This is a genomic window from Asaia sp. VD9, assembly GCF_037150015.1.
GTDB lineage: Bacteria > Pseudomonadota > Alphaproteobacteria > Acetobacterales > Acetobacteraceae > Asaia.
The window spans coordinates 344744-368943 of record NZ_JBBCQM010000001.1; the positions used below are offsets into that span (position 1 = coordinate 344744).

At 61.3% G+C, this 24200-nt stretch carries 24 protein-coding genes; 7 read left to right on the plus strand and 17 right to left on the minus strand.

Going from position 1 to position 24200, the window contains the following annotated elements; translation table 11 throughout:
• The first annotated feature begins 548 nt into the window (after positions 1-548).
• The 6 genes from WFJ47_RS01550 to WFJ47_RS01575 all read left to right on the plus strand — a co-directional run bounded on the left by WFJ47_RS01550 (position 549) and on the right by WFJ47_RS01575 (position 4899).
• Positions 549-1064, plus strand: a complete 516-nt coding sequence (locus tag WFJ47_RS01550; RefSeq protein WP_336760424.1) for an ankyrin repeat domain-containing protein — start codon at positions 549-551, stop codon at positions 1062-1064.
• Entirely contained in the window at positions 1061-2128 is a 1068-nt protein-coding gene (locus WFJ47_RS01555) for a histidinol-phosphate transaminase (protein ID WP_336760426.1), read from the plus strand. Before WFJ47_RS01550 ends, WFJ47_RS01555 begins: the two co-directional genes overlap by 4 nt.
• Positions 2129-2257: 129 nt before the next feature.
• On the plus strand, positions 2258-2542 hold the full coding sequence (locus WFJ47_RS01560) for a hypothetical protein (protein WP_127101479.1): 285 nt from the start codon (positions 2258-2260) through the stop codon (positions 2540-2542).
• An 88-nt stretch (positions 2543-2630) separates the two neighbouring features.
• On the plus strand, positions 2631-3872 hold the full coding sequence (locus tag WFJ47_RS01565) for an aminopeptidase (protein ID WP_336760428.1): 1242 nt from the start codon (positions 2631-2633) through the stop codon (positions 3870-3872).
• Positions 3869-4450 (plus strand): hypothetical protein, encoded by a 582-nt coding sequence (locus tag WFJ47_RS01570; RefSeq protein WP_336760430.1) that lies wholly within the window; start codon positions 3869-3871, stop codon positions 4448-4450. Before WFJ47_RS01565 ends, WFJ47_RS01570 begins: the two co-directional genes overlap by 4 nt.
• Positions 4451-4470: 20 nt before the next feature.
• Complete coding sequence (locus WFJ47_RS01575; RefSeq protein WP_336760432.1) at positions 4471-4899, plus strand: hypothetical protein; 429 nt, start codon at positions 4471-4473, stop codon at positions 4897-4899.
• Between the two features lie 54 nt (positions 4900-4953).
• Here the strand turns inward: WFJ47_RS01575 and WFJ47_RS01580 are convergent, their stop codons facing one another.
• Positions 4954-5286 carry a hypothetical protein gene (locus tag WFJ47_RS01580; protein WP_336760434.1) on the minus strand — a complete coding sequence of 111 codons (333 nt, stop codon included), beginning with the start codon at positions 5284-5286 and terminating at the stop codon, positions 4954-4956.
• 493 nt (positions 5287-5779) lie between these two features.
• Here WFJ47_RS01580 and WFJ47_RS01585 point away from each other — a divergent pair, with 493 nt between their 5' ends.
• Positions 5780-6529: a response regulator transcription factor gene (locus tag WFJ47_RS01585; protein ID WP_336760435.1), complete on the plus strand. Its 750-nt coding sequence runs from the start codon at positions 5780-5782 to the stop codon at positions 6527-6529.
• On the opposite strand, the gene thiD is transcribed toward WFJ47_RS01585, so the two are convergent.
• From thiD to secA, 16 genes are all read right to left on the minus strand, one after another.
• Complete coding sequence (gene thiD, locus WFJ47_RS01590; protein WP_336760437.1) at positions 6521-7312, minus strand: bifunctional hydroxymethylpyrimidine kinase/phosphomethylpyrimidine kinase; 792 nt, start codon at positions 7310-7312, stop codon at positions 6521-6523. The two genes, WFJ47_RS01585 and thiD, sit on opposite strands and share 9 nt — an antisense overlap.
• Positions 7312-8679, minus strand: coding sequence for a phosphoglucosamine mutase (gene glmM / locus WFJ47_RS01595; protein ID WP_127102888.1), 1368 nt, complete (start codon positions 8677-8679; stop codon positions 7312-7314). The genes thiD and glmM overlap by 1 nt, the downstream gene beginning before the upstream one ends.
• Before the next feature lie 108 nt (positions 8680-8787).
• The gene (gene ftsH, locus WFJ47_RS01600; protein ID WP_127102887.1) at positions 8788-10710 is read right to left on the minus strand and encodes an ATP-dependent zinc metalloprotease FtsH; all 1923 of its coding nucleotides are present in this window, start codon (positions 10708-10710) and stop codon (positions 8788-8790) included.
• A gap of 167 nt (positions 10711-10877) precedes the next feature.
• Positions 10878-12065 carry a tRNA lysidine(34) synthetase TilS gene (gene tilS, locus WFJ47_RS01605; RefSeq protein ID WP_336760442.1) on the minus strand — a complete coding sequence of 396 codons (1188 nt, stop codon included), beginning with the start codon at positions 12063-12065 and terminating at the stop codon, positions 10878-10880.
• Positions 12066-12103: 38 nt separating this feature from the next.
• Positions 12104-13048 carry a hypothetical protein gene (locus tag WFJ47_RS01610; RefSeq protein WP_233582132.1) on the minus strand — a complete coding sequence of 315 codons (945 nt, stop codon included), beginning with the start codon at positions 13046-13048 and terminating at the stop codon, positions 12104-12106.
• A 120-nt stretch (positions 13049-13168) separates the two neighbouring features.
• Complete coding sequence (gene pal, locus WFJ47_RS01615; protein ID WP_023978578.1) at positions 13169-13645, minus strand: peptidoglycan-associated lipoprotein Pal; 477 nt, start codon at positions 13643-13645, stop codon at positions 13169-13171.
• A gap of 265 nt (positions 13646-13910) precedes the next feature.
• Positions 13911-15257 carry a Tol-Pal system beta propeller repeat protein TolB gene (gene tolB / locus WFJ47_RS01620; protein WP_127102918.1) on the minus strand — a complete coding sequence of 449 codons (1347 nt, stop codon included), beginning with the start codon at positions 15255-15257 and terminating at the stop codon, positions 13911-13913.
• A gap of 73 nt (positions 15258-15330) precedes the next feature.
• A complete protein-coding gene (locus WFJ47_RS01625; RefSeq protein ID WP_127102885.1) occupies positions 15331-16326 on the minus strand; it encodes an energy transducer TonB in 996 nt (331 codons plus the stop codon).
• A gap of 17 nt (positions 16327-16343) precedes the next feature.
• On the minus strand, positions 16344-16778 hold the full coding sequence (tolR, locus tag WFJ47_RS01630; RefSeq protein WP_025886303.1) for a protein TolR: 435 nt from the start codon (positions 16776-16778) through the stop codon (positions 16344-16346).
• A gap of 5 nt (positions 16779-16783) precedes the next feature.
• Positions 16784-17452, minus strand: a complete 669-nt coding sequence (tolQ, locus tag WFJ47_RS01635) for a protein TolQ (RefSeq protein ID WP_369794225.1) — start codon at positions 17450-17452, stop codon at positions 16784-16786.
• A gap of 147 nt (positions 17453-17599) precedes the next feature.
• A complete protein-coding gene (locus tag WFJ47_RS01640) occupies positions 17600-18013 on the minus strand; it encodes a YbgC/FadM family acyl-CoA thioesterase (RefSeq protein WP_127102917.1) in 414 nt (137 codons plus the stop codon).
• Entirely contained in the window at positions 18000-19058 is a 1059-nt protein-coding gene (ruvB, locus tag WFJ47_RS01645) for a Holliday junction branch migration DNA helicase RuvB (protein WP_127102884.1), read from the minus strand. Before ruvB ends, WFJ47_RS01640 begins: the two co-directional genes overlap by 14 nt.
• A 109-nt stretch (positions 19059-19167) precedes the next feature.
• Positions 19168-19773, minus strand: coding sequence for a Holliday junction branch migration protein RuvA (gene ruvA / locus WFJ47_RS01650; RefSeq protein ID WP_336760447.1), 606 nt, complete (start codon positions 19771-19773; stop codon positions 19168-19170).
• Positions 19774-19867: 94 nt separating this feature from the next.
• The gene (gene ruvC, locus WFJ47_RS01655; protein WP_127102882.1) at positions 19868-20374 is read right to left on the minus strand and encodes a crossover junction endodeoxyribonuclease RuvC; all 507 of its coding nucleotides are present in this window, start codon (positions 20372-20374) and stop codon (positions 19868-19870) included.
• Complete coding sequence (locus WFJ47_RS01660; protein WP_127102881.1) at positions 20371-21120, minus strand: YebC/PmpR family DNA-binding transcriptional regulator; 750 nt, start codon at positions 21118-21120, stop codon at positions 20371-20373. Before WFJ47_RS01660 ends, ruvC begins: the two co-directional genes overlap by 4 nt.
• A gap of 25 nt (positions 21121-21145) precedes the next feature.
• Positions 21146-23869, minus strand: a complete 2724-nt coding sequence (gene secA / locus WFJ47_RS01665; protein WP_336760449.1) for a preprotein translocase subunit SecA — start codon at positions 23867-23869, stop codon at positions 21146-21148.
• Positions 23870-24200 lie beyond the last annotated feature (331 nt).

Here is a 24200-nt window from a genome sequence, read left to right on the forward strand (position 1 = left end):
GAGTTCGTGACCGTCCTCACCTCGCATGGCACGCCATGGGGAGGACCCTCACCGAAACACGATAACCATACGCCCTCCACGGGACGATGTTCCGCTGCACCGCACATATTGCCTCAAAATCCCGACAGCATTGACACCAAACTGAAACCTACCGGCCCGGCAATACATTGCGTTGCGCATAAGACGCCCATTGCCCACATTGTGCTAGAGTCAAACCCTTCACGACTGCTCGACTACACGAAAATTTGCATGATTTTTTGCGGTCACGCCCCGCCATCGTGTCGCTCGCATCGGCAAAGCCTCGCCTGGGAGCCTGTCATAATCGTTATTGCCCGCGTTTACCCGCCCTGAGTAACGCCAGCACCCCCTTCCCCACGCCTCGGCGCACCACCCGAGGCCGCCAGATGCCGGTCTTTTGATCTGGAGACTTTCGGGACCGTTCCGCCCGACTGATGACAATTTGCGCAGGCGACATTTTCCCGCGCGCTGCTTCCTGATCGGACGGTGCTCGGCTATCAGGGAGAGGCTATGACAAGACAGGCCACCCCATGACAGAGATGATGCCCGCGGGCAGTTTTTCGCCGGAACAGATCACCGCTCTGTTCATCGATGCCGCTCGGCTGGGCGATACGGAGCTTCTCACCCGCTTTCTCGATGCCGGCATGGCGGTCGATGCGCAGGATAGCCGCGGCTACACAGCGCTGATCGTTGCCGCCTATAATGGTGTCCTCCCCGCAACGGCCCTCCTCCTGGAGCGTGGCGCCGATCCGAACATGCAGGATGCAAAGGGCGCGACGGCCCTGTCCGGCGTGGCCTTCAAAGGACACCTCGCAGTGGCGGAACTTCTAGTCAGTGCTGGAGCGTCTCTCGATATCCCGAGCCATCTGGGTCGTACCCCGCTGATGTTCGCCGTCATGTTCGGCCGTCAGGACATGGTACGGTTCCTGCTGGCGAAGGGGGCCGATCCTGGCCATCGTGATGCCGAGGGCCTGTCGGTGCGCGATATTGCCGAGACTCACGGGCAGAGCCATCTTTTCACCCAGGATGGAACGACCCTGTCATGAGCCGCTTCTGGAACCCCCTCGTTGCCGGTCTGCACCCCTATATCCCGGGTGAGCAGCCACAATTTTCGGATATCCTCAAACTCAATACCAATGAGCTGCCATACGGTCCCAGCCCCGCCGCCCTGACCGCCATGCGCGAAAGCTGTGACAACTCGCTCCGCCTCTATCCTGACCCGACCGCGAAGGCACTGCGCGGGGTCATTGCGCAGACCTATGATACGAGCATCGATCGGGTTTTCGTTGGAAACGGTTCAGACGAAGTTCTGGGCCATGCCTTCAGAGCGCTGATATCGCCCGAGGGTCCTATGCTCTTCGCGGATGTGAGCTACGGATTTTACCCGGTCTATTGCGGCCTGTTCGACCAGCCCTATCGGGAGATTCCGCTCAACGCTCGGTTCGAGATCGATGTCGAAGATTATGCGATACCGTGCGGCGGGATTGCGATCGCGAACCCCAATGCCAATACAGGCCATGCGATTCCCCTTGAAGCGATCTCGCGTCTCGCCTCGTTGCAACCAGACAGAACCATCATCATTGATGAGGCCTATGTCGATTTCGGCGCCCAATCCGCCATTCGCCTGACGGAGGAACACGACAATCTTCTGGTCGTGCAGACCCTCTCCAAATCCCGCGCCCTTGCAGGGCTACGTGTCGGTTACGCCATCGGTCATCCCGACCTCATCGCGGGGCTGGTGCGCGTCAAGGACAGCTTCAATTCCTACCCGCTCAGCCGACTGGCCCAGACCGGAGCCGCCGCCGCCATTGCAGATGAGGAATGGCTGACTCAGACCACCCGGCAGGTCATGGCCACCAGAGAACGATTTGTGCAGAACCTTGCCGGGTTGGGCTTTGACATTCTTCCATCCTGTGCCAATTTTGTTCTCGTGCATCACCCCGCACATCAGGCTGGCGATCTGCTGGTAGGCTTGCGTGAACGCCACATCATCGTACGACAACTCGGTGCGCCCCGCATACGCGACTGGCTGCGCATCACGATCGGCACGGATGCGGAGATGAGCCGTCTGATCGGGGCCCTTGCCTCCATGGGTCTGACGACGCGCTGATATACGGCGCCCGCCCGCCCCTCTGACAAAAACCAGACGAGGGCCTGTCCGGATGCTTCCGCGCGTCCGGCAGAGCCCGTGCAATGAAGAATCCCGGCCACAGCCGGACAGGAAAAGAAAGAGTCGACCATGCGCTCCTATACGGGACAGCTCTCCGACAACCAGCCGATCCGTCGCAACCTGGCGGAGAAGCAGAAGCAGCTGCGCGATCTGAAGGAAACCTTGGCCACAATGAAGCCGCACACCTCCCCTTCCCTCAAGGAGAGCGTGCAGCGTCGTATCCGCGAACTCGAGGTCGAGATCCGTGCGGCTTCGCGCACGGACAAGCCCGCAACGCCGGAAAAGCCCCAGCGACAGGAACGCCCGCGCCGCGCACCGCGCCGCGCTCACCACGCCGAAACATTCGGCGAGTAACTTGCATCGGTTCCAGACCGGAATCAGGGCCGCCCCCTAAAGGCGGCCACCGGGCCGGAACGCGCTCAGTTCTTGAGGAGATACCGTGATGTCTGAAGCCACCATCCCCTTCGCAGATCGCCTGGACAGGCTCGGCGAAGTTGCCGTCAGGATCGGGCTCAATCTTCAGCCCGGGCAGGAACTGGTCGTCTCCGCGCCACTGGAGGCCGTTGCACTCGTCAGGCGCATTACCGAACACGCCTATCGGGCTGGCGCCAGCCTCGTCACGACGCAGTACAGCGATGACGAGGCCACATTGGCCCGTTATCGCTTTGCCTCTGATGATGCGCTCGACCACTCCGCCCAGTGGATGGCCGATGGTATTGCCCGGGCATATCGCGAGGGAGCGGCGCGACTGGCAATTACGGGCAGCAACCCGACCCTGCTGAACGGGCAGGATCCCGCACGCGTCTCTCGAGCGAGCCGTGCTGCATCACGCGCCAGCCGCGAAGCCATGGAAATCATCACGCGCTTCGATACAAACTGGACCATTGTCGCTTTCGCCACCACGGCCTGGTCGCAGCAGGTATTCCCCGAATTGCCGGCTGAACAGGCTCAGGCACGGCTGTGGGACGCAATCTTTGCCTCCTCGCGACTCGAAGCCCCCGACCCGGTGATCGCGTGGCAGCAGCATAACGCAGCCCTGCATGCCAAGGCGGCGATGCTGAACGACCGTCGCTTCCACACCCTGCATTTCACCGGCCCCGGCACTGATCTGCGCGTCGGGTTGGCGGATGGCCATGCCTGGGCAGGCGGCTCCGAGCGCACGACCAATGGGATTGACTGCAACCCGAACATCCCTACCGAGGAGGTATTTACCACCCCTCACAGTCATCGCGTCAGCGGTCATGTATCGAGCACGAAACCGCTCTTCCATCAGGGCACGCTCATTGACGACATCCGCGTGACCTTCGAGGGTGGTCGGATCATCGAGTCCCATGCGGGCAAGGGCGAAGACGCGCTGCGCCGTATTCTGGAGACCGATGATGGCGCCGCTCGTCTGGGCGAGGTCGCTCTCGTGCCGCACGCGTCGCCGATTTCTGATACGGGCATCCTCTTCCGCAACACGTTGTTCGATGAAAACGCATCCAGCCATATCGCGCTTGGGCAGGCTTACACGAAATGCCTGTTCGATACCGAAGGCGCGAGCCCGGACGACCTGGCATCACGCGGGGCTAATATGAGCATGATCCATATCGACTGGATGATCGGCTCGGACAAAATCGATCTCGATGGCCTCCATGAAGACGGGACGGCTACGCCTCTGATGCGCAGGGGAGAATGGGTATGACATTACGCTTCAAACCTCGGGCGGCATTGGCGTTCATCGCACCGGCACTGACATTGGCGCTCGCCTACAGCGGCCCCGCACGGGCGCAGAGCGTTGTTCCGCAGAATGAACTGCCCCATCAGAATGCCCCTGCGCAGCAGGGCAGCATCTCCCCGGCCATGCGCCAGGACATCGAGGCGGGATTACGCTATCCCCTGCCGACAGACTTCATGCCACGTGCTGCTCAGGCGCTCCAGGCTCTGCAGGCAGCCAATATTCGCCCGCCCGATTCCACCCGCCTCTCTCTACAGGAAACAATCCGCCAGATCGGCGGCCTTCCAGGCGTAGCATCCATACTGAGTGCACATGGCTTCACGCCGGAAAGCTTCACGATGGGTATGACCGCTTTCGGGATGACAGTAGCTGCGACAAACGGGCAGTCGCTCCCGGCGGGCCTCCCGGCGCCAAACCCGGCAAATGTCGCGCTCTTTCATGCGCATCCTGACCAGGTGACAGCCCTGATGCAAGCCATGGGCGCCCCTCCCGGTCAGAGCGGCACATCACCTGCCGCCAACGGTACTGGATATGGTCAGGAATAGCTAAGGAAGCGAGGAAACCCATGAAAGAATTCGTTCTGGCCCCCTCCACGCTCCCTGAGATCGATATTGTGGATCTGGCCCAATCGGGCCAGATTCTCCGGGCTGAGCAGACGACCCCGCCGGGAGGAATTCCGGCTTTCCTTACACGGGACGATTGGAGCAGGATCGTACACCGGCACGCTACGCCCGATAGCGATGAAAATGCGCTGCTCGCTGCCGTCGAGCGCGCAATCCACCGCCTGCTCGACCACGCCGCCACGACACTCGCTGCACGCCCCGCAGGCCTCGTGAGTGCAACGCTGACTGTCGAAACCGATCTGTTCGATGCGCGAGGCGAGACGTTTCTCAGTTTTGTACGGGCTAAGGGTCACCCGGTTGCCTGCGTTGTAATCGGCACGCGCCCCTTCCCACCGGTCCCACTAAACGACACTCCACCCCAGGTTGGATGACTGACCTGCCAAGAGAGGGACGCGCCCCCTCATGGCGGCCTTCATTCTTTGCAATCACCCCTCCCCGGGCAAACTCGTCACACGTGTCTCCGAAGGCTGCTCATCACCTTCCTCCGCCCGGGTTGAGGCGTTCTTCGCGACGATGAAGGCCTGATAGGCGACCGCGACATCGATCGCCACCTCGCGCTCAGCGGCCCGCGCCGTGTCGATGGCATGGCGTGCCTCGGGCAGCCAGTTCATGAATCCCTCGACTGCGCTGTCGCCATCATTCGAGTCGAGAATGGCGCGCTCGGCGCTGACGATGCTTGCCTCCGCGCTCCGTCGGGCTGCACGAACGCCGGTCTCGCGCCGCAACACGGCTGTCAGCGCCTGGGCACGATCGAGCATTTCGCGACGTCGCTGTTGCCGGGAATTCTTTCTGAGTCGCAAGGCACATACTCTTGGTTATCAGCCCGCTGTCGCCCGTTTCCGGATTTCGGCAGTACCTGGTTTGAGGGGCGCATTCCTGAAATCGAAGAATGATCCTTCACACGACGCCTTCCTGTGTATTGAAGCCTTCGCGAAAGAAAATACAACCTGAACGAGTATAGACCCGGCCGTGAACAGGCTCCGTGGGAGCGGCCTTTGTTCGTCTCGTTAATATACGTGAAATTAAGCGTTTCTAAAATCCAAATATTCCGGCATTTCGTCGTGATTACCTGGCGATTACTAGCATTCATCACCATAGGACAAGCCGGGACTTTACAGAAAAATCGTAACCCTCAAGCGTTAAAAACTCGTTACGGAACAGCTGAAAAGTTTTGGCACAAGAAAAGTATTTTGCTTGCGAGCAGCAACCTTAGGTAGTACCACACCAACATCAACCCTGGAGATTGATGAAATGCGGCTCCTTCTTGTGGAAAGTGACAAGGCGAACGCCAACGCACTGATCAAAACGCTCAAACAGAGCGGCATTACTGTCGATCATGCCCAAACCGGGCACGAAGCGATCGATATGCTGCGTCATTACGACTATGATCTCGCCATGACGGAACTGCAGCTCGAAGATCTTGAGGGCTACGAGGTCATCCGTCGGGCCAGGAAAATACAAATACAGACGCCGATTATTGTCGTAAGCGGCCTTACCAGAGCACAGGCCAAGATAAAGGCCTTTCATGCTGGTGCAGATGACTACATCACCAAGCCTTTCGACACCGAGGAGCTCGTCGCTCGACTTCAGGCGGTTGTGCGTCGTTCGCGCGGCTACAGCACCGCTATTATGACGGTCGGCCCGCTCTCCATCGATCTGAATGCCAAGGCTGCCTCAGTGGATGGCCATCCTCTGCAACTCACGGGCAAGGAATACGCCATTCTCGAACTGCTTGTGTTGAGGCGTGGGAATGTCCTCACCAAGGATGCATTCCTGAATCATCTCTATGGCGGCATCGACGAACCGGAGATGAAGATCATCGATGTCTTCATTTGCAAGCTCCGCCGGAAACTGCAGCAATTCGGCGCGGGCAGCCTCATCGGCACCGTATGGGGCCGTGGTTACGTGCTGCGCGACGAGACGCGCGTTACCGAACCCGCACGCGGCGCGCCTGCGGGCACAACAGACCACCTGCACACCCTGCTTCAGCCCTCAGTCTGAAGGAACCAAATGGTTCATCGGCCGGGCATTGCCCGCGCCGTACGGGGGGGCCTCCCGAATAGCCCGCCTCACATAGCGTCTGCTTCGGGCCACGGCTGTGTCCATTGGCTCACCCTGCGCCAGACAGGTTGCGATGGCGGTCGAAAGTGTGCACCCGGTGCCATGCGTATGAAGGGACTCGATCCGCTGGTCGTCGAATCGTATCTCCTGCCCTTCCGAAACAAGAACATCCACGAGGACGTTGCCCGGCAGGTGCCCCCCTTTCGCTAGGAGATGAGGGATGGCACAGCTCTTGGCGAGCGCTCGGGCGGCGCGTAGCATATCAGACAAGCCTTCGATCCGCTCACCACTGAGAACCTCCAGTTCAGGGAGGTTGGGGGTAAGCAGGGTGCATCGGCCATAGAGCTTGCGGAATATACGCTCGCCTTCCTGTGTCATGAGCCGGGCACCGCTGGTGGCGATCATGACCGGATCAATGACACAGGGAATCTCCGGATAGCGTAGAAGCGTATCATGCACGGCCTCCATGATCCCTGCATTGCCCAGCATCCCCAGCTTGATGACATCGGCGCCAAGATCATCGAGCACCATACGCATCTGCTCAGCCACGATGTCCGGCTTCAGGCAGGCGATCGCGGAGACGCCTTGCGTATTCTGAGCGGTGACCGCCGTGATGGCTGTCATCGCAAAGCCACCGAAGGCGCTGACCGTCTTGATATCCGCCTGGATACCAGCGCCTCCGCCAGAATCACTCCCGGCAACGATCAGCACCCGCCCTTTCATCAGCCTGCTACTGCCTTCTGGACGGCCTCACAAATGGACGAAACGACCTCCTCGACGAGGGACTGGTCTTCGGCCTCGGCCATCACCCGGATGAGGGGCTCTGTTCCACTCTTGCGCAGTACCAGTCGGCCCTTATTGCCCAGCTTCTCCTCTGCCCGCTGACGCGCCTCGGCGAGGGAAGTTGTCTCAAGCGGGTTCCCGCCCGCGTAGCGCACATTTCGCAGCAATTGAGGGAAGGGCGAGAAAACGCGCAGGATTTCACTGGCGGGCCGGCCTTCCTCAACCAGAACAGCGAGAACCTGAAGCGCAGCGATCAGCCCGTCACCTGTCGTGGCAAAATCGGACAGGATCATGTGCCCCGATTGCTCGCCACCAAGTTTGATACCCTGCTCGCGCATGCGCTCGACAACATAGCGGTCGCCGACAGCCGTTCGGTGCAGGGTAATGCCGTGCTCGCGTAATTTCTTCTCGAGGCCCAGATTCGACATAATCGTCGCCACGGCTTCACTGCTGCCAAGTCGGTTATTCTTGTGCAGAAAAAGCGTGATCAGGCCAAGAATCTGGTCGCCATCGACAATCTCACCCTGCTCATCGACGATGATGACGCGATCCGCATCGCCATCCAGCGCAATGCCAAGATGCGCCTTGTGTGCCACCACGGCTTCACGCAGCGTCGCCGGATGGGTTGAGCCACAATTCGCATTGATGTTGACGCCGTTGGGCTCGCAGCCGATCTTGATGACATCGGCGCCCAGTTCCCACAATGCCGTCGGCGCAACGCGATAGGCTGCGCCATTGGCACAGTCGAGGACGATGCGCAGACCATCAAGACGCGACCCCCTCGGAAAAGACGCCTTCGCCGCCTCTATATATCGTCCCGCAGCATCATTCAGGCGCGAGGCACGTCCAACCTCTTCGGGCGGCGCCATCTGCGCCGTCAGATCCTGGTCCATCATGCGCTCGATCTCGGCTTCGACTTCGTCAGACAGCTTGAACCCATCAGGTCCAAACAGCTTGATGCCATTATCCCCGAACGGGTTGTGAGAGGCCGAAATCATGACGCCGAGATCCGCACGCAAAGAGCGGGTCAGCATGGCGATGGCTGGAGTGGGCAGAGGCCCAACCAGAATGACGTCCATTCCTGCGGAGAGAAAACCCGATACCAGAGCGCTCTCGATCATATAGCCGGAGAGGCGCGTATCCTTGCCGAGTACCACCGTATGACGGTGAGATCCGCGACGAAAATGGAGCCCTGCTGCCTGCCCTAGCCGTAACGCGATGTCGACCGTCATGGGAAAACTATTGGCCTTGCCGCGGATACCGTCAGTACCGAACAATTTGCGGTCTGACTTGGCTGCTATACTCATGATCGCCCTCTTATACGCGTCGCTATGCGCGAGATAGTTTTCTTCAAGCACAGCCCGCTCAACGAAAAAAGGGGGCTTGCGCCCCCTTCTCCCCTTACCTGCCTAGTATCACCCGGCCTGCGGCGACGGGTTCAGTGCCTCAGTCCCGGCACTGGCCTCCGGCTTCACCGTAGGTACCGAAGAGCGACGATTCTCCGGGGTCGAATCATCGACCACGACGCGCTCCACCGGTTCACCGCGGATCACCTTGCCAACTTCATCACCTGAAAGCGTCTCGAACTCGAGAAGAGCATTCGCAAGACGGTGCAGATCGTCGATATGTTCGAGCAGCAGGCTATGCGCGCGCTTGTAGGCCTCGTCGACGAGTTCCTTGACCTCACGGTCGATCTCGCGGGCAGTCTGCTCGGAGACATTCTTGTTCTGCGTCACCGAGTGACCCAGGAACACCTCCTGGCCATTATCGCCATAGGCAATCATACCGAGGCGATCGCTCATCCCCCATTCGGTCACCATGCGACGGGCGAGATTCGTTGCCATCTTGATATCGCCAGACGCACCGGTGCAGACATTCTCTGCGCCGAAGATGAGCTCCTCGGCAACGCGGCCGCCCATCGCGAGAACCAGATCGGCCTTGCACTGGGCCTTGCTCTTGGAATAGCGATCGCTTTCCGGGAGGCTCATCACCATGCCGAGAGCGCGGCCACGCGGGATGATGGTCGCTTTGTGAACAGGGTCGCAACCCGGGGTCAGGATCGCGCAGATGGCATGGCCGCCCTCATGATAGGCGGTGTTACGCTTTTCGGCATCGCTCATCACCAAGGAGCGGCGTTCAGCCCCCATGAGAACCTTGTCCTTGGCGTTCTCAAATTCCAGCATGGCCACCGTGCGCTTGCCCAGACGCGCAGCAAGCAAGGCCGCCTCATTGACGAGATTGGACAGATCGGCACCCGAGAAACCTGGTGTGCCACGGGCGATGACCTTGGGGTCGACGTCAGAAGCGAGCGGCACCTTGCGCATGTGAACGCGCAGTATCTTCTCGCGTCCTGCCACGTCCGGGTTCGGCACGACAACCTGACGGTCGAAGCGACCGGGACGCAGGAGGGCGGGATCGAGCACGTCCGGGCGGTTGGTCGCGGCAATCAGGATCACGCCCTCGTTGCTCTCGAACCCGTCCATCTCCACGAGCATCTGGTTGAGGGTCTGCTCACGCTCGTCATTACCTCCACCGAGGCCCGCACCACGATGACGACCAACTGCATCGATCTCATCGATGAAGATGATGCACGGGGCCGATTTCTTACCCTGCTCGAACATGTCGCGCACACGCGATGCCCCTACGCCCACGAACATCTCGACGAAGTCGGAACCGGAGATGGTGAAGAACGGGACATTGGCTTCGCCTGCGATGGCGCGCGCAAGAAGAGTCTTGCCTGTACCCGGGGGGCCGACGAGCAGGGCACCCTTGGGGATCTTGCCACCCAGGCGCGTGAATTTCTGTGGGTCCTTGAGGAACTCGACAATTTCCTCAAGCTCTGACTTGGCCTCGTCGATGCCGGCAACATCATCGAAGGTTACGCGCCCCTGCTTCTCGGTCAGGAGGCGCGCCCGGGACTTGCCAAAGCCCATCGCCCGGCCGCTACCGGATTGCATCTGGCGGAAGAAAAGGATGCCGATCCCGAGCAGGAAGATCATGGGAAGCCAGCTTGTCACCGCACGCAGAATCGGGCTGCCATCCGCATCGAGCGGCTTGGCAACGACCTCGATCCCCTTGCTTGTCATTCTCGGCACAAGTCCGGGATCGACAGGCGCATAGGTCTCGAAAGACGTGCCGTCCTTGAGAGTGCCGGTGATATTCTGATTCTGCACCACGACCGACCGCACCTTGCCCTCATCAATATCGGTCACGAAATCCGAATAGGCGAGTTGCTGTGAGGCATGCTGATTGCCACTGGGCTGAAACGCCAGGAACAGGAGCAGCGCCAGAACGATGATGATCACCCAAAGCGCCAGGTTGCGGCCAAAATTGTTCATCACGATCTCTACTATTTCCAAACTCGAAGTCGCATACTGACTGAGGATGACCCATCAGCCCAGGCTGGCCATCACGAAGTGATAGCAACCCTTTATCCCGACCTAACATAAGCATTCGGCCAGACGTTCCCACCCCCTCGCGATCAAGTTTTCACTGTGTCAGCCGTTCAGATCCACAAAGAATGCTCCAGAAGACTGCTCTCGGGCTCGAAGCGCAGTTCGATTGCTCTCCAGTCAGCGTCCTTCGCCACGCCGAGTCCTGGAACAGCGATCACCTGACCCTCCCGCCAGATTGCCGGAATGCCCCGCAGGATGCGGGAGGGCAGCCCTGACGCCCGGAAAAAACGCGCCTGATCACCCAATGCCATTACATAGGCTCTCGTATGGGGGAGTGCCCCCGCGAGGGTAAACCGGCCATCCCAACGCGCGGCTCTTTCAGCTGGCACAGCGCCACCAATCGCCTGCGGCTCGCGTATGAGCAGCCAGCCTGAGCCCATCTTTCCAGCGGCGCAGAATAGTGCCCCCCCAAACGTAAACGGGACGGGAGCCGCAATCAGCCGCTCCATGACTCGGTGAGGAGGCGGGTACTCTGCCCCCGAAATCATCTGCCAGATCCGTGCGAGCAACCGCGCACAGGACGGAAGGGCGGGGAGATGCGCAAAACCCAGGGGGTCGACAGTCAGCTCGCCCAGGTGGCGCGCCCAGTCATGCGATCGAGCGTCGCGAGCCGCGCCATGGATCCGGGCTTCAAGCACTGCGTCAGCTATCTGATGTGGGGTCAGAGCAAGCCTGATTCGTACGCGCTCGAACTTTGTGTTGGCATTACTCGGGTCTTCGATCCAGTGGATGGACTGGGAACGCAGAGTCGCTCTTAGTCGCTCAGGCGGGATGCCGAGCAGAGGGCGCAAATAGCGCAGAGCCAGCGTCTCACGTGAAACCGCCATGCCTGCGAGTCCATGAGAGGTGCTGCCATGGGCGCGACGCATGACGAGCGTTTCTGCCTGATCGCCCATGTGATGCCCGATCACCAGATCGAGAATGCCCCGCTCCCGACAGGCCTGTGCAAGCATGCGGTATCGGGCATGGCGCGCGTTTTCCTGGATGCTGCGTTGGTGGTCCAGAGAAGTGAGAACCAGCATCTCAGCCGGAATATCGAGGGCGTGCAGACGCGAGAGCGTCAGTCGGGCCTCATCGCCGGAAGCCGCTCGCAATCCGTGATCGACGACTAGGGCAATGACGGCGCGACGCCATCGGCGCATCAACCAGGCAAGACCGAGACTGTCAGCCCCGCCCGAGACAGCGATGGCCATGGGAAACCGGGGGTCGTCGGGCGGAAAAGGCCCGAAACGCGCCATCAGACCGGCGAATTCCTCTTCGCCGATCGGGGGTACGCTCAGTGGCAGCTCGCACGGCCCTTGAAGCTCGTCACTGCGGCCTTGACCCTGGCGGAAGCAGACGGGAACTCACTATCGAGCTTTTCCAACGCCTGGCAGGCGGAGTTCTTGTCACCCATGGCGAGCATGGAGGCAGAGACGCCCAGTAGAGCCTCCGGCGCGCGCGGCGATTTGGGCGCGCGGTTATAGGCATCATAATAGGCGACCGCAGAGTCGCGATATTGCTTCTGCCCTGCGAGGGATTGCGCGAGCAGGAACTGGGACTCGAGCTTGCCATTGGGCGTCTTGGCGAGCTTGAGCGCCTGGGCGGCATTGCTCTGCGCGGTCGCGTAGTCATGGCTTTTCAGGGCGGCCTGGCCGCTCTTGAGCAATTCAAGCGCAGTGGTCGGCTTTTCGACGGGTGCCACTGCCGGGGCGCTCGGCGCACCGGAATCGCTCGAAGAAGGCATAGCGGCTGAAGCGCCCGCCCCACCGCCACCGCCATTCTGAGCAGCGAACTGCATATCCCCGATCTGCTTGGTCAGGGTGGCGTTCTGGGTCTGCACCTGGTTGGTCAACTGGTCCAGTTCACCCCGCATCTCGCGGTTCTCGTTTTCCAGTGTGGAAACACGCTGCAGAAGCTGGGAGACGAGATCGCTGTTTCCCGCGCTCACTGCCGGAGCCGCAGCCCCCCCGGATGAGGACACCGCCCCTGCACTCGCCTGGACCTGCTGCAATTGCTGGCTGAGCTGCTGGATCTGATTCTGAAGCGCAATACCCTCGCGGCTCGTCACCTGAGCCTCGGCACTGCCAGCAGCAAGCACACTCACGAGCGCAGCAGAAGAGAGAATGAAGAAGCGGGAAACTCGGGCACCGCGCATGGCGCATCCTTCAGTCAGATCATGGGTGCGGGCACCATGCCACGCAGTTTGAAAGCCACCATAAAGCAAAACCGGCTGACGCATAAGCGCCAGCCGGTTTCAAAAGCCTGTATCGCTGCCTGATTACCGCAGGGTTGCGGTCGGCAGGAGAAGACGTATACGCGACCGGAGCCGGATCACGCCTCCCTCAGCGTCGAGAACCGATTACTTGACCGAGGTGATCGCGTTACGGTTCTGGGCCCATGCCTGCTCGTCGTCACCATCGGCCGTCGGACGATCCTTACCATAGGAGATCGTCGTGATGCGCGAAGGAGCAACACCCTTGGCGACAAGATAGTCGCGAGCGGCGTTTGCACGACGCTGGCCGAGAGCGATGTTGTACTCTTCCGTGCCGCGGTCATCGCAGTTGCCAGCGATTTCGACGCTGACCTGCGGGTAGCGGGCGAGCCATGCTGCCTGCTTGTCCAGGGTCGCCTGGGCATCGCTCGAAAGCGTGTTACGGTTCAGGTCGAAGAAGACGCGATCGCCGACATTGGCGACCAGATCGGCTTCGCTACCGGGCGCAGCGCCGGTTTCCTGAGCCGTTGCGCCTGCACCGGTCGATGCACCCTTGTTTGATTCATCCGAGCATGCAGCCAGAACGACTGCGAGGCCAAGCGCACCGAGAAGCTTGAAATTCATTTTTGCCAACCCTGAATATAGTCCCCATCCGGGACCAGGAAGCGTGACGACAACTAATTACGAAGGTCGGAGTTCCCGTTTTGCTTGCTGGTTACCATAACCATTGGGCCTTACCGATCCCGACGACCAAGATCGGCCATACTCACTCCCGCGAAGCGCGGTCAAGCGAGATGACTACCATCGCGCGCCAAGTCGCGTGGATTTCATTAGAAATTCAGAATTAGTGTCTCCAACGCCACAGAAAGCGGCGCCAGAGACACGGTATTCAGCCCTGAAGCGGCGACCAGGCCGGATCCGAAGCGCCCGTATCGGTGCGGATGGGACGCTCATGGAATCCGGTGATATCGATCGTCCCGATTCCGCTCGAGAATCCGGCGCCGCCCGCCCCGGCCGCCGACTGGCGGCAGAAGGCAATGACACGACCATTGGGGCAGAAGGTGGGACTCTCGACGGTGAAGCCCTCAGTGAGAATGCGCTCACCCGTTCCATCCGGCCCCATCACACCCAGGGAGAAACGGCCATTGGCGATCCGCGTGAAGGCGATCAGGTCGCCACGCGGAGACCAGACCGGTGACCCGTACGTACCATGGCCATAGGAGATACGACGCGCACCACCGCCAGAGGCGCTCATGATGTAGAGCTGCGGCGAACCGCCACGATCGGAGTTGAACACGATCTGACTGCCGTCAGGGCTGAAGCACGGACTGGTATCGATCGCACCCGAGTTGGTGATCTGGCGCTTCGAGCCGGAACCGAGATCGACGACATAGATGTCCGACCCGCCGCCGCGCGTGGCAGAAAGTACCACCTGGCTGCCATTGGGAGCAAAGCGCGGTGCGAAAGAGATGCCCTCGAATTCGCCCAGCATGCGCTGGCTGCCTGAGCCAAGATCGAATGTGTAAACGCGCGGTCGATTATTGGCATACGACATGAATGCGATCTGATCACGCACCGGGTTGAAGCGCGGCGTCAGGGTCAGCCACTGGCCGGAAGTCAGCACATGGCTATTCGCGCCGTCCTGATCCATCACGGCAAGACGGGTGATCTGGTGATGGCGCGGGCCGGTGCGAGCAATATAGGCGATGCGGGTGTCGAAATAGCCCTTCTCGCCCAGCATGCGCTCGTAAATCACGTCAGCGATGGTGTGGGCGATGCGGCGCCAGTTCCCGGCGGAGGCCGTGTAGGCGGTACCCTGGATCTGCTCGCCCGTCAGTACGTTCCACAGGCGCATTTCCACCCGCGTGCTGCTCGATCCCGCGGCGCTGCCCGTCACAGCCGCACGCGCGCCTTGCGCCTTGAGCGCGGCGAAGTCCGGTGTTCCGCCCGAACCCGGAAGAACGGTGAAAAGACCCGTGCTGTCCAGATCGGAAGAGATCACACTCGTAATCTGCTCACCAAGCCCGGGACCAAAAGAAGGGATCGAAATGGGGATCGGTGCGGTGCGGGCCTGATCGACCGTGATCTCCGCTTCACCCGGCGCGCTTGCCGCCTGAGCGAAAGCCCCGATCGGGGTTGCCAGTAATCCGCCAGCGGCAATCGATGCCCCGAGCACAGAGCGGCGCGAGAACAGGGTGGAGAGGCTCTGGGCCTGCTCATCGGTCAGCAGGGGCATATCGGTACGGGACGTATCGCGTGACATGAATTCGAGTCTCTTGCGCTCTGGAAGGAACATGATCGGGAAAACCTCAGGGTCGGAACACGAATTTGAGTTCGTGCGTCTTGCCCAAAAGGTTTGACGGTATCGGGAGTTTCGAGCAGGTCGGGCTCAACACGGCATCGCGTGCGCGCTCGGCCAGCGCCCGATAAGACGGGTCGGCAGCTGCCTTCGCCTGGGTATCGGGTGCAAAACGCGCCATCCTTGCCTCTCCGGTCGCATCGATCGTGACGATCAGATGCGCGCTAAATGAGGCATAATTACGCGCTTCGGTATCCTCGGAATAGCAGCGCCGCACGGAGCCCCCGATCGCCTTCTGCTCGGCCGAGCTGAGAGCGTTGGTGATGTCGCCATTGGGCGCCCCTCCCCCATTTGGCGCGCCACCCTGCTGCGGATTCGCGCGGGCTTTCGGCGGATGGGTCTGCTTCTGATCGGCGCGCATGGCATCGAGCGTCGCCAGCAGCGAATGCGAGTCGGCCTGGGTCTTCTTCGCCGCATTGGGCTGCGTGATGTGCGAGAAGGTCGGCGTCTCCGGCAGTTTGTCGACAGGCTGCGTCTGGGGCGACGGCGGCGCTACCTGCTTGGACGCGGACGGCGGTGACGGCTTGGGGGGCGAGGCCTTGATGGGCTCTGCCGAGTCGTCGACCATTTTCTCCGGTGTCTTCACGTCAGGCAAAGGCGGCGTCTTGCTTTCCGCCGGCGGCGGAATAGGCGGCGGCGGCGGCGCAGGCGGCGGCGGTTCTTCCACGGGTTGAGGCGTGGGCGGCGTCGGGGCTGGCGGCGCATCGGTGGGGGTCGGGGCGGGCGCAGGCGCAGGCTTTGGCGCAGGCGTATCCGCCTTGTGCGGGGTTGCCGGCGGACCGGAATCCTCAAATGCCATTTCGACGGGCGGGGGCTCGGGGGGCTCGGGCGGCTTGCTCATGGGCAGGCGCACAAGCAGAAAGCCGATGAACAGCGCATGCGCTGCAACCGACGCTCCCAACGCGTAGCGGAAGCGCCGGACATCGGACCGACGGGGACGCAGCAAGGCTGCTTCTCCTCTGGTTACTGGCCCGCGGCGGGCTGCTGGGCCAGCAGCGCCACGTGCGTGAAGCCACCCGAGGTAATCTTCCCCATGATGTCCATCACCTGTCCGTAATTGATATGAGCATCAGCGCGGACGAAAATGCGATGCTCCTTGTCATTCTGGGCGGCCTGCTGCAATTGGGCGACAAGCTGATCGGCCGAGACCGGGTCCTCACCCAGATAGATACCGCCATCGGCCTTGATCGACACCGTGATCGGCTTCGTATCGGCATTGAGCGGGCTAGCATCGGTTTTGGGAAGATCGACATTGACGCCGCTCGTCATCATGGGCGCCGTCACCATGAAGATGATCAGCAGCACAAGCATGACGTCCACCAGCGGAGTCACGTTGATCTCCGACGCCGGGCGTCGCCTGCGGCCGCGTGCGGGGCCGCCCCCTGCAGACATGCCCATGGCGCTTAGCTCCGCTCTTCCGACTGGCGCGACAGGATCGCGGCAAATTCAGTGCCGAAAGCATCCATGCGCTCGGCGAAATGATCGAGCGCAGAGCTGGTCACGTTATAGGCCACATAAGCGGGAATAGCGGTAACAAGACCGATCGCCGTCGCGAACAGCGCCTCGGAGATACCCGGCGCCACGACAGCGAGATTGGTGTTGTGCATGGCCGCGATCGAGCCAAAGGCATGCATGATACCCCAGACCGTCCCGAACAGGCCAACGAAGGGTGCAACCGGGCCGATGGTCGCCAGCGCCACGACGCGGCGGCTCAGGCGGTCCATTTCACGCGCAACAGTGATGTTGATGGCACGATCCACACGGTCGCGCACGCCCCCACGGGCGAGATCGATGCCGGTGATGCGCGCCGAGCGGCGCCATTCGCCCATGGCTGCGCCAAAAACGGCTGCCATGGGGTGGAGCGGTTTGGCACCATCGGAATCGTAAAGATCCTCCAGACTGCCACCGGACCAGAAACGATCCTCGAATTCTGTCGCCTCGCGATTGACGCGACGGATCAGGATGATCTTCTCGATGATCACGGCCCAGACGAAGGCGCTACACAAGATCAGCCCCACCATGACCAGCTGCACCACGATGGATGCATGCAGGAACAAGTCCAACGGTGACAACCCTGAAGCGGCGGCCCCTAGGTCAGCCGCATTTACCGCTCGATCCAAAAAAACCTCCTGAGGCTTCGTTCTGCGACACGCCTATACAGTGCATGCGTCATACGCGCCTATCCCGAATCGTCACGCATCATCACATGCCGCCTGTCCTCAGGTCGGGCTCGACAATGCCTCCAAGGATGCACGCCATCGCGGCGGAATTCGGGCAGGTCGCCCGGAATTCTGCATGATGCATGCCAGCTCGACTGTCAGCGTGGCGGCATGCATGTCGCCACACGTCACGATCTGGCGCAACTGGCAACGTGCGGAACCCACCGAATCGATCGTGGTCGTGATCTCGGCCCAGTCATCGAGACGCAGGGGACGATGATACTCGATGGCAAGTTTCGTTACGACGAAGACGAGCCCGGTCTCTTCCTGGAGCACGGAGACGGGGGTTCCGGCCATGCGCAGGGCCTCGGTACGTGCGCGCTCGGCAAGCGCGAGATAGCGCGCATGATAGACAATACCGCCTGCATCCGTATCCTCGTAATAGATACGGTAGCCGATCTTATGGGCTTTCATCATTCTCTCTCAACAGGTCGAACTGGTTGGAACGGGCCGAATCAGGAGCACTCAGACCCAGATGCGTCCAGCCGCGCTCTCCCAGCATCCGCCCGCGCGACGTGCGGAGCACCAGACCTTCCTGGATCAGATAGGGCTCGATCACATCTTCGAGCGTATCCCGCGCTTCGGCCAGCGCTGCGGCAAGCGTCTCGACCCCCACGGGTCCACCATGGTGATGCTCGGCGATACGCATCAGATAGCGCCTGTCCATTGCATCAAGCCCGACCGAATCGACCTCCAGACGGTTCAAGGCCGCATCAGCCATCACACGGGTGATGGCCCGGTCGCGCGGCGCGCCAACGGCAGCGAAATCGCGCACCCGACGCAGGAGCCGACCGGCGATACGCGGTGTTCCGCGAGACCGGCGCGCAATTTCCTCAGCGCCATCCTCGGTCAGGTTCATGCCAAGCTTGGCCGCGCCCCGCGAGACGATCAGCCGCAACTCCTCGGCGGTATAGAAAACTAGGCGTAACGGTATCCCGAAGCGGTCTCGGAGGGGCGTGGCAAGCAACCCGGCGCGCGTCGTGGCGGCGACCAGTGTGAACGGGGCGAGGTCGATACGCACCGAGCGCGCTGCGGGGCCCTCACCGATGATCAGATCGAGCTGGAAATCCTCCATCGCGGGATAGAGCACTTCCTCAATGGCAGGCTGCAGACGGTGGATCTCATCGATGAACAGGACATCATTGGGCTGCAGATTGGTGAGGATGGCTGCGAGGTCACCCGCACGCTGGATAACAGGCCCCGATGTCGCGCGAAACCCGACACCGAGCTCACGCGCCACGATCTGGGCAAGCGTCGTCTTTCCCAGCCCCGGCGGACCGTGGAGCAGGACATGATCCAGCGCCTCGCCGCGGCTACGCGCCGCCTGGATGAACACGGAGAGGTTCTCGCAACTTGCGCGCTGTCCCGTGAAATCATCCAGTGTCTGGGGACGTAACCCGTGGTCGTTATCCTCGATGCGACGCTCCGGCGTCAGCGGGCCTCTGTCAGTCTCGCTCATGATCGCATTCCGCCTTCGCTGCTATCCAACCCTCTATCCTGACCTCTGCCTCGCCCTATGGCCCGCTCTCTGGCCCGCCACCCGACGTGACACCCACGTTCCGCCGGGATCATCGCGCCAGATCCCGCAGGGCAAGGCGGATGATCTTGTCGAGCGTCGCGCCTTCATGCTCGGCCAGAATTCGGCTGAGCACAGGAAAGGCCTCAACACGACGAAAGCCGAGCCCGGCCAGCGCCTGGAGGGCATCCGCCTCAACAGAGCCCGCCGCGTTGCTGGCACTGCGCCCGATCGGCGTGGCGCCGCTGGCCGGCATCTTGCCCACCTTACTCTTGAGCTCGGTCACAATGCGCTCGGCCAGGCGTGCGCCCACACCCGCAGCGCGCGTCAACGCCGCCTTGTCTCCTGCGCTGATCGACAGAACGAGATCACCCGGTGTTGCGACGGAGAGTATGGCGAGCGCCACCTTGGCGCCTACGCCCTGAACCGTGGTCAGGAGGCGAAACCACTCCTGCTCGTCGGCGGTCAGAAAACCGTAGAGCTGGATCGCATCTTCACGCACCACGGTCTCGATCAGCAACCGGGTCTTCTCCGGGGCGGCCGGAAGATTGGTGAGGGTGCGTGTCGAGGCAGAAACGAGATAACCGACACCATTCACATCCAGAATGCAGCGATCCGCTTCCGTGCTCACCACGATGCCCGTCAATAATCCGATCATGATTTGTTCCCCATACTCGTCTCACCTGCCCCGAAGGTCACTCTGCCAGACATACCGCCTCCCGTCACTCAGGGGGATGACACCGGCGTTCCTGTCAGGCCATACGCCTGCCGGAAGACACCTGCCGTGCCGTTTCCCGATGATGGGCATGGCAGATCGCCACCGCCAGGGCATCTGACGCATCGGCCTTGTGAATGATCGCTCCGGGCAGAAGGCGCTTGACCATCATGGTGACCTGCTCCTTCGTGGCGGACCCGGTACCAACCACCGATTTCTTGACCATCATGGCCCCGTATTCAGCCACGGGCAGGCCTTCATAGGCGGGCGTCAGCAGGGCCACGCCGCGCGCATAGCCCAGCTTCAGAGTCGAAGCGCCGTTGCGATTGACATAGGTCTCTTCCACGGCGGCCTCGGCGGGCTGGTAATCGCGTATCAGCTTTTGCAGCGCCCCGTGCAACTCGCACAAGCGCAGGGGGACGGATTCCGCCCCATCGGTCGCGATCACGCCGGAGGCAACATGCTGAAGCCTGTTGCCCTCCACATCGATCAGACCCCAGCCCATGAAGCGCAGACCGGGGTCAATCCCGAGAAGTCGGATCAAGCAGCCAGTGCCTGGGCGACGTCGTCGGGGATATCAAAATTGGCATAAACGGCCTGGATGTCGTCGTTGTCTTCCAGAACGTCGATCAGCTTCAGCACCGAGCGTGCTTTTTCCTCATCCAGCGTCACAGTGTTCTCGGGGCGCCAGTCGAGCTTCGCCGAGCTCGGCTCACCGAAACGCGCCTCGAGGGCGTCACGCACCGCGAAGAGGTTCTCCATTGCGCAGGTGATCTCATGCCCGTCCTGGGTGAGTTCGGCATTGTCGGCGCCGGCCTCGATCGCCGCATCGAGCATATCTTCTTCCGATGCTGCAGCCACCGGGTAGGTGACTACGCCCAGACGCTGGAACATGAACGAGACCGAGTTGCTTTCACCCATTGACCCGCCATGCTTCGAGAAGGCCGCGCGGACCTCGCTGGCCGTACGATTGCGGTTGTCGGTCAGTCCTTCGACGATGACAGCGACGCCAGCAGGACCGTAGCCCTCGTAGCGGACCTCGACATAATCCTCGCCACCACCAGCGCCGCTGGCCTTCTTGATGGCGCGCTCGACATTATCCTTGGGCATGTTCGCCTCACGCGCTGCGATCATGGCGGCACGCAGGCGAGGATTGGAGGACGGGTCAGGCAGGCCGGAACGCGCCGCAACCGTGATTTCACGCAGGATCTTCGCAAACTGCTTGGCGCGCTTGGCGTCCTGCGCACCTTTGCGGTGCATGATGTTCTTGAATTGCGAATGACCGGCCATCAGAGCCTCCTCAACCTTGGGTGTCTCAGGCCAGACGGCCGTGACAATGTTTGAATTTCTTGCCCGATCCACAGGGGCAAGGGGCGTTGCGCGGTGTCTCCTGCGCGTAACCGCCCTCGATTTCCGGCGCATTCATGCCAGCGCCCGGTGACTGGAAGAGTGCCGAAGGCTGCATGCCCACCTGACGGGGCTCGAGTCCTGCCGCGGAACCCTCGTCATTTGGCGCAAAAACCTGCTGCCCCTCGGTCCCCGGGAAAGGATCGGCCTGCTGCACCACCTCGATACGGGACATGGTGGTCGTCACGCGCAGACGCATGTCGTCGAGCATCGCCGTGAAAAGCTGGAAAGCCTCGTGCTTGTATTCGTTCAGCGGATCACGCTGGCCATAGGCGCGCAGACCGATTCCCTGACGCAGCTGGTCTAGCGCATGAAGGTGCTCCTTCCAGACGGCGTCGAACGAGGTGAGAAGAACCTGCTTCTCGATATGGCGCATGATGGTCGGACCGATATTGGCGGAACGCGCAGCCTGGGCCTGGGCCGCGGCCTCCTCCACGCGCTGGATCACGAGGGCGGCGTCCATGCCGTCTTCCCTCGCCCAGTCGCTGATCGGCAGGTCGAGATTCAGGAGAGAAAGCAGATCAGCCTGAAGCGCCTCGCTCTCCCACTGCTCGGCAAAGGCCTTCTCGGGGATACGCGCATGAACGGCTTCCTCGATGCCCTGCTCGCGCAGTTCCTGGATGATGCCCGACACATCTTCCATCGCCATGTATTCCCGGCGCTGGGCGTAAACCTCCTTGCGCTGGTCATTCATGACGTCGTCATATTTGAGGACGTTCTTGCGCATGTCGAAATTGCGCGCCTCGACCTTCTTCTGCGCACGCTCGAGCGCCTTGTTCAGCCAGGGATGAACGATGGCCTCGCCTTCCTTCATTCCGAGCTTGGTCCAGAACGCGCCCATGCGCTCGCCGCCATAGATGCGCATCAGATCGTCTTCAAGCGACAGGAAGAAGCGCGAGGCACCCGGGTCGCCCTGTCGACCCGAACGGCCACGAAGCTGATTATCGATACGGCGGCTCTCATGGCGCTCCGTACCGATCACATACAGGCCACCGAGCTCCTTGACCGTGCCATGGTTGACCGCGATCTCCTCGCGCAGGCGCAGGATCTCGGCCTCATGCGCGGCCTCGTCCTCGATCTTCTCCAGGCTCTGGCGGATCAGCATGTCCAGATTGCCGCCCAGCTTGATGTCCGTTCCACGACCCGCCATGTTGGTGGCAATGGTGATAGCGCCAGGGGCACCGGCCTGCGCCACGATCTGGGATTCCATTTCATGAAACCGCGCATTCAGCACGGAATGCGGAATGCTCTTCGAGCTGAGCAGATTGGACAGATGCTCGCTCTTCTCGATCGAGGTCGTCCCGACCAGAACCGGCTGGCCCGACTTGGAGACTTCCTGAATCAGATTGGCGACGGCTTCGAATTTCTCGCGCGCCGTGATGTACACCTCGTCATCCGTATCCTTGCGCGCGACAGGGAGATTCGTTGGAATCTCGACCACTTCGAGCTTGTAGATCTCGGCAAACTCGTCCGCCTCGGTCATGGCGGTGCCAGTCATACCCGAGAGCTTGGGATAGAGACGGAAATAGTTCTGGAAGGTGATCGAGGCGAGAGTCTGGTTTTCCGGCTGGATCTCGACGTGTTCTTTCGCTTCAAGGGCCTGATGCAGGCCGTCGGAGTAGCGACGCCCATCCATCATGCGCCCGGTGAACTCGTCGATGATGATCACCTTGCCGCCACGCACGATATATTCGACATCGCGAGCGAAAAGCGTATGGGCGCGCAGGGATTGCTGCACATGATGCATGACGGCGATATTATGCACGTCATAGAGTCCGCCTTCATTCAGGACACCTGCCTCACGCAGCATCTCCTCCACAAGATCGGAACCCTGCTCGGTCAGGATGACCGAACGCAGCTTCTCGTCCTTTTCGAAAGCCTCGGAGTGCTTGACGAGCTGGACCACGACATCATCGACGCCGCGATAGAGCTCGGAACTGTCATCTGCAGGACCGGAGATGATCAGGGGCGTGCGCGCCTCGTCGATCAGGATCGAGTCCACCTCGTCCACGATGGCATGATAGAACGGACGCTGGACCATTTCCTCCAGCGTGTACTTCATGTTGTCACGCAGGTAATCGAAGCCGAATTCGTTATTGGTGCCATAGGTGATGTCAGAGCCATAGGCAGCACGCCGCTCGTCATCGGACAGGTTGGGCACGATCACGCCGGTGGTGAGGCCGAGGAAGCTGTAGAGCTTGCTCATTTCCTCGGCATCGCGCCGGGCGAGATAATCGTTGACCGTCACCACATGCACGCCCTTGCCGGCCAGCGCGCTTAGATAGACCGCCAGTGTGGCGACCAGGGTCTTGCCCTCACCCGTACGCATTTCAGCAATACGACCGGAATGAAGCACCATGCCGCCCACGAGCTGAACGTCGAAGTGGCGCATGCCCAGAACGCGGCGCGAGGCTTCGCGACACACGGCAAAGGCCTCGGGCATGATCTTGTCGAGGCTTTCCCCTGCTGCGATACGGCCCTGGAATTCTGCGGTCTTGGCACGCAGCGCCTCGTCGTCGAGCGCCTTTACGGCTGGCTCGAGCGCGTTGATTTCCGGCAGGCGCTTCTGATAGCCCTTCAGCGAGCGATCATTGGCGGTGCCGAATACGGCGCGGGCGATACGAGCGAACATGACTGTCCTTCTGACGATCTGGTCCGTCTGAGACGAACCGCGAACTTGAGAGGCGGATGATCCCTCCCGCCGGGACCGGAAGAGGCCTGTGCACCAGGCACGGACCGTCAGACTGGGCGGGGGCGCAGCGCGCCCGCCGGGGCAGGTTCGGGATCGTCCACGCGGGAAAGGAGATAAGGCGCGCCCTTGCCTTGGTCAACCGAGCAGCGCAACGATCGGACGGCCCAGAGACGGGCTGGAGCACGATTTCTTCATGAAGAGTGGCATCAAAACCGGGAATACGGCGCCAACCGGCCTTGCCGAGGCGTCACGCCTGCGCCATGCTGACACT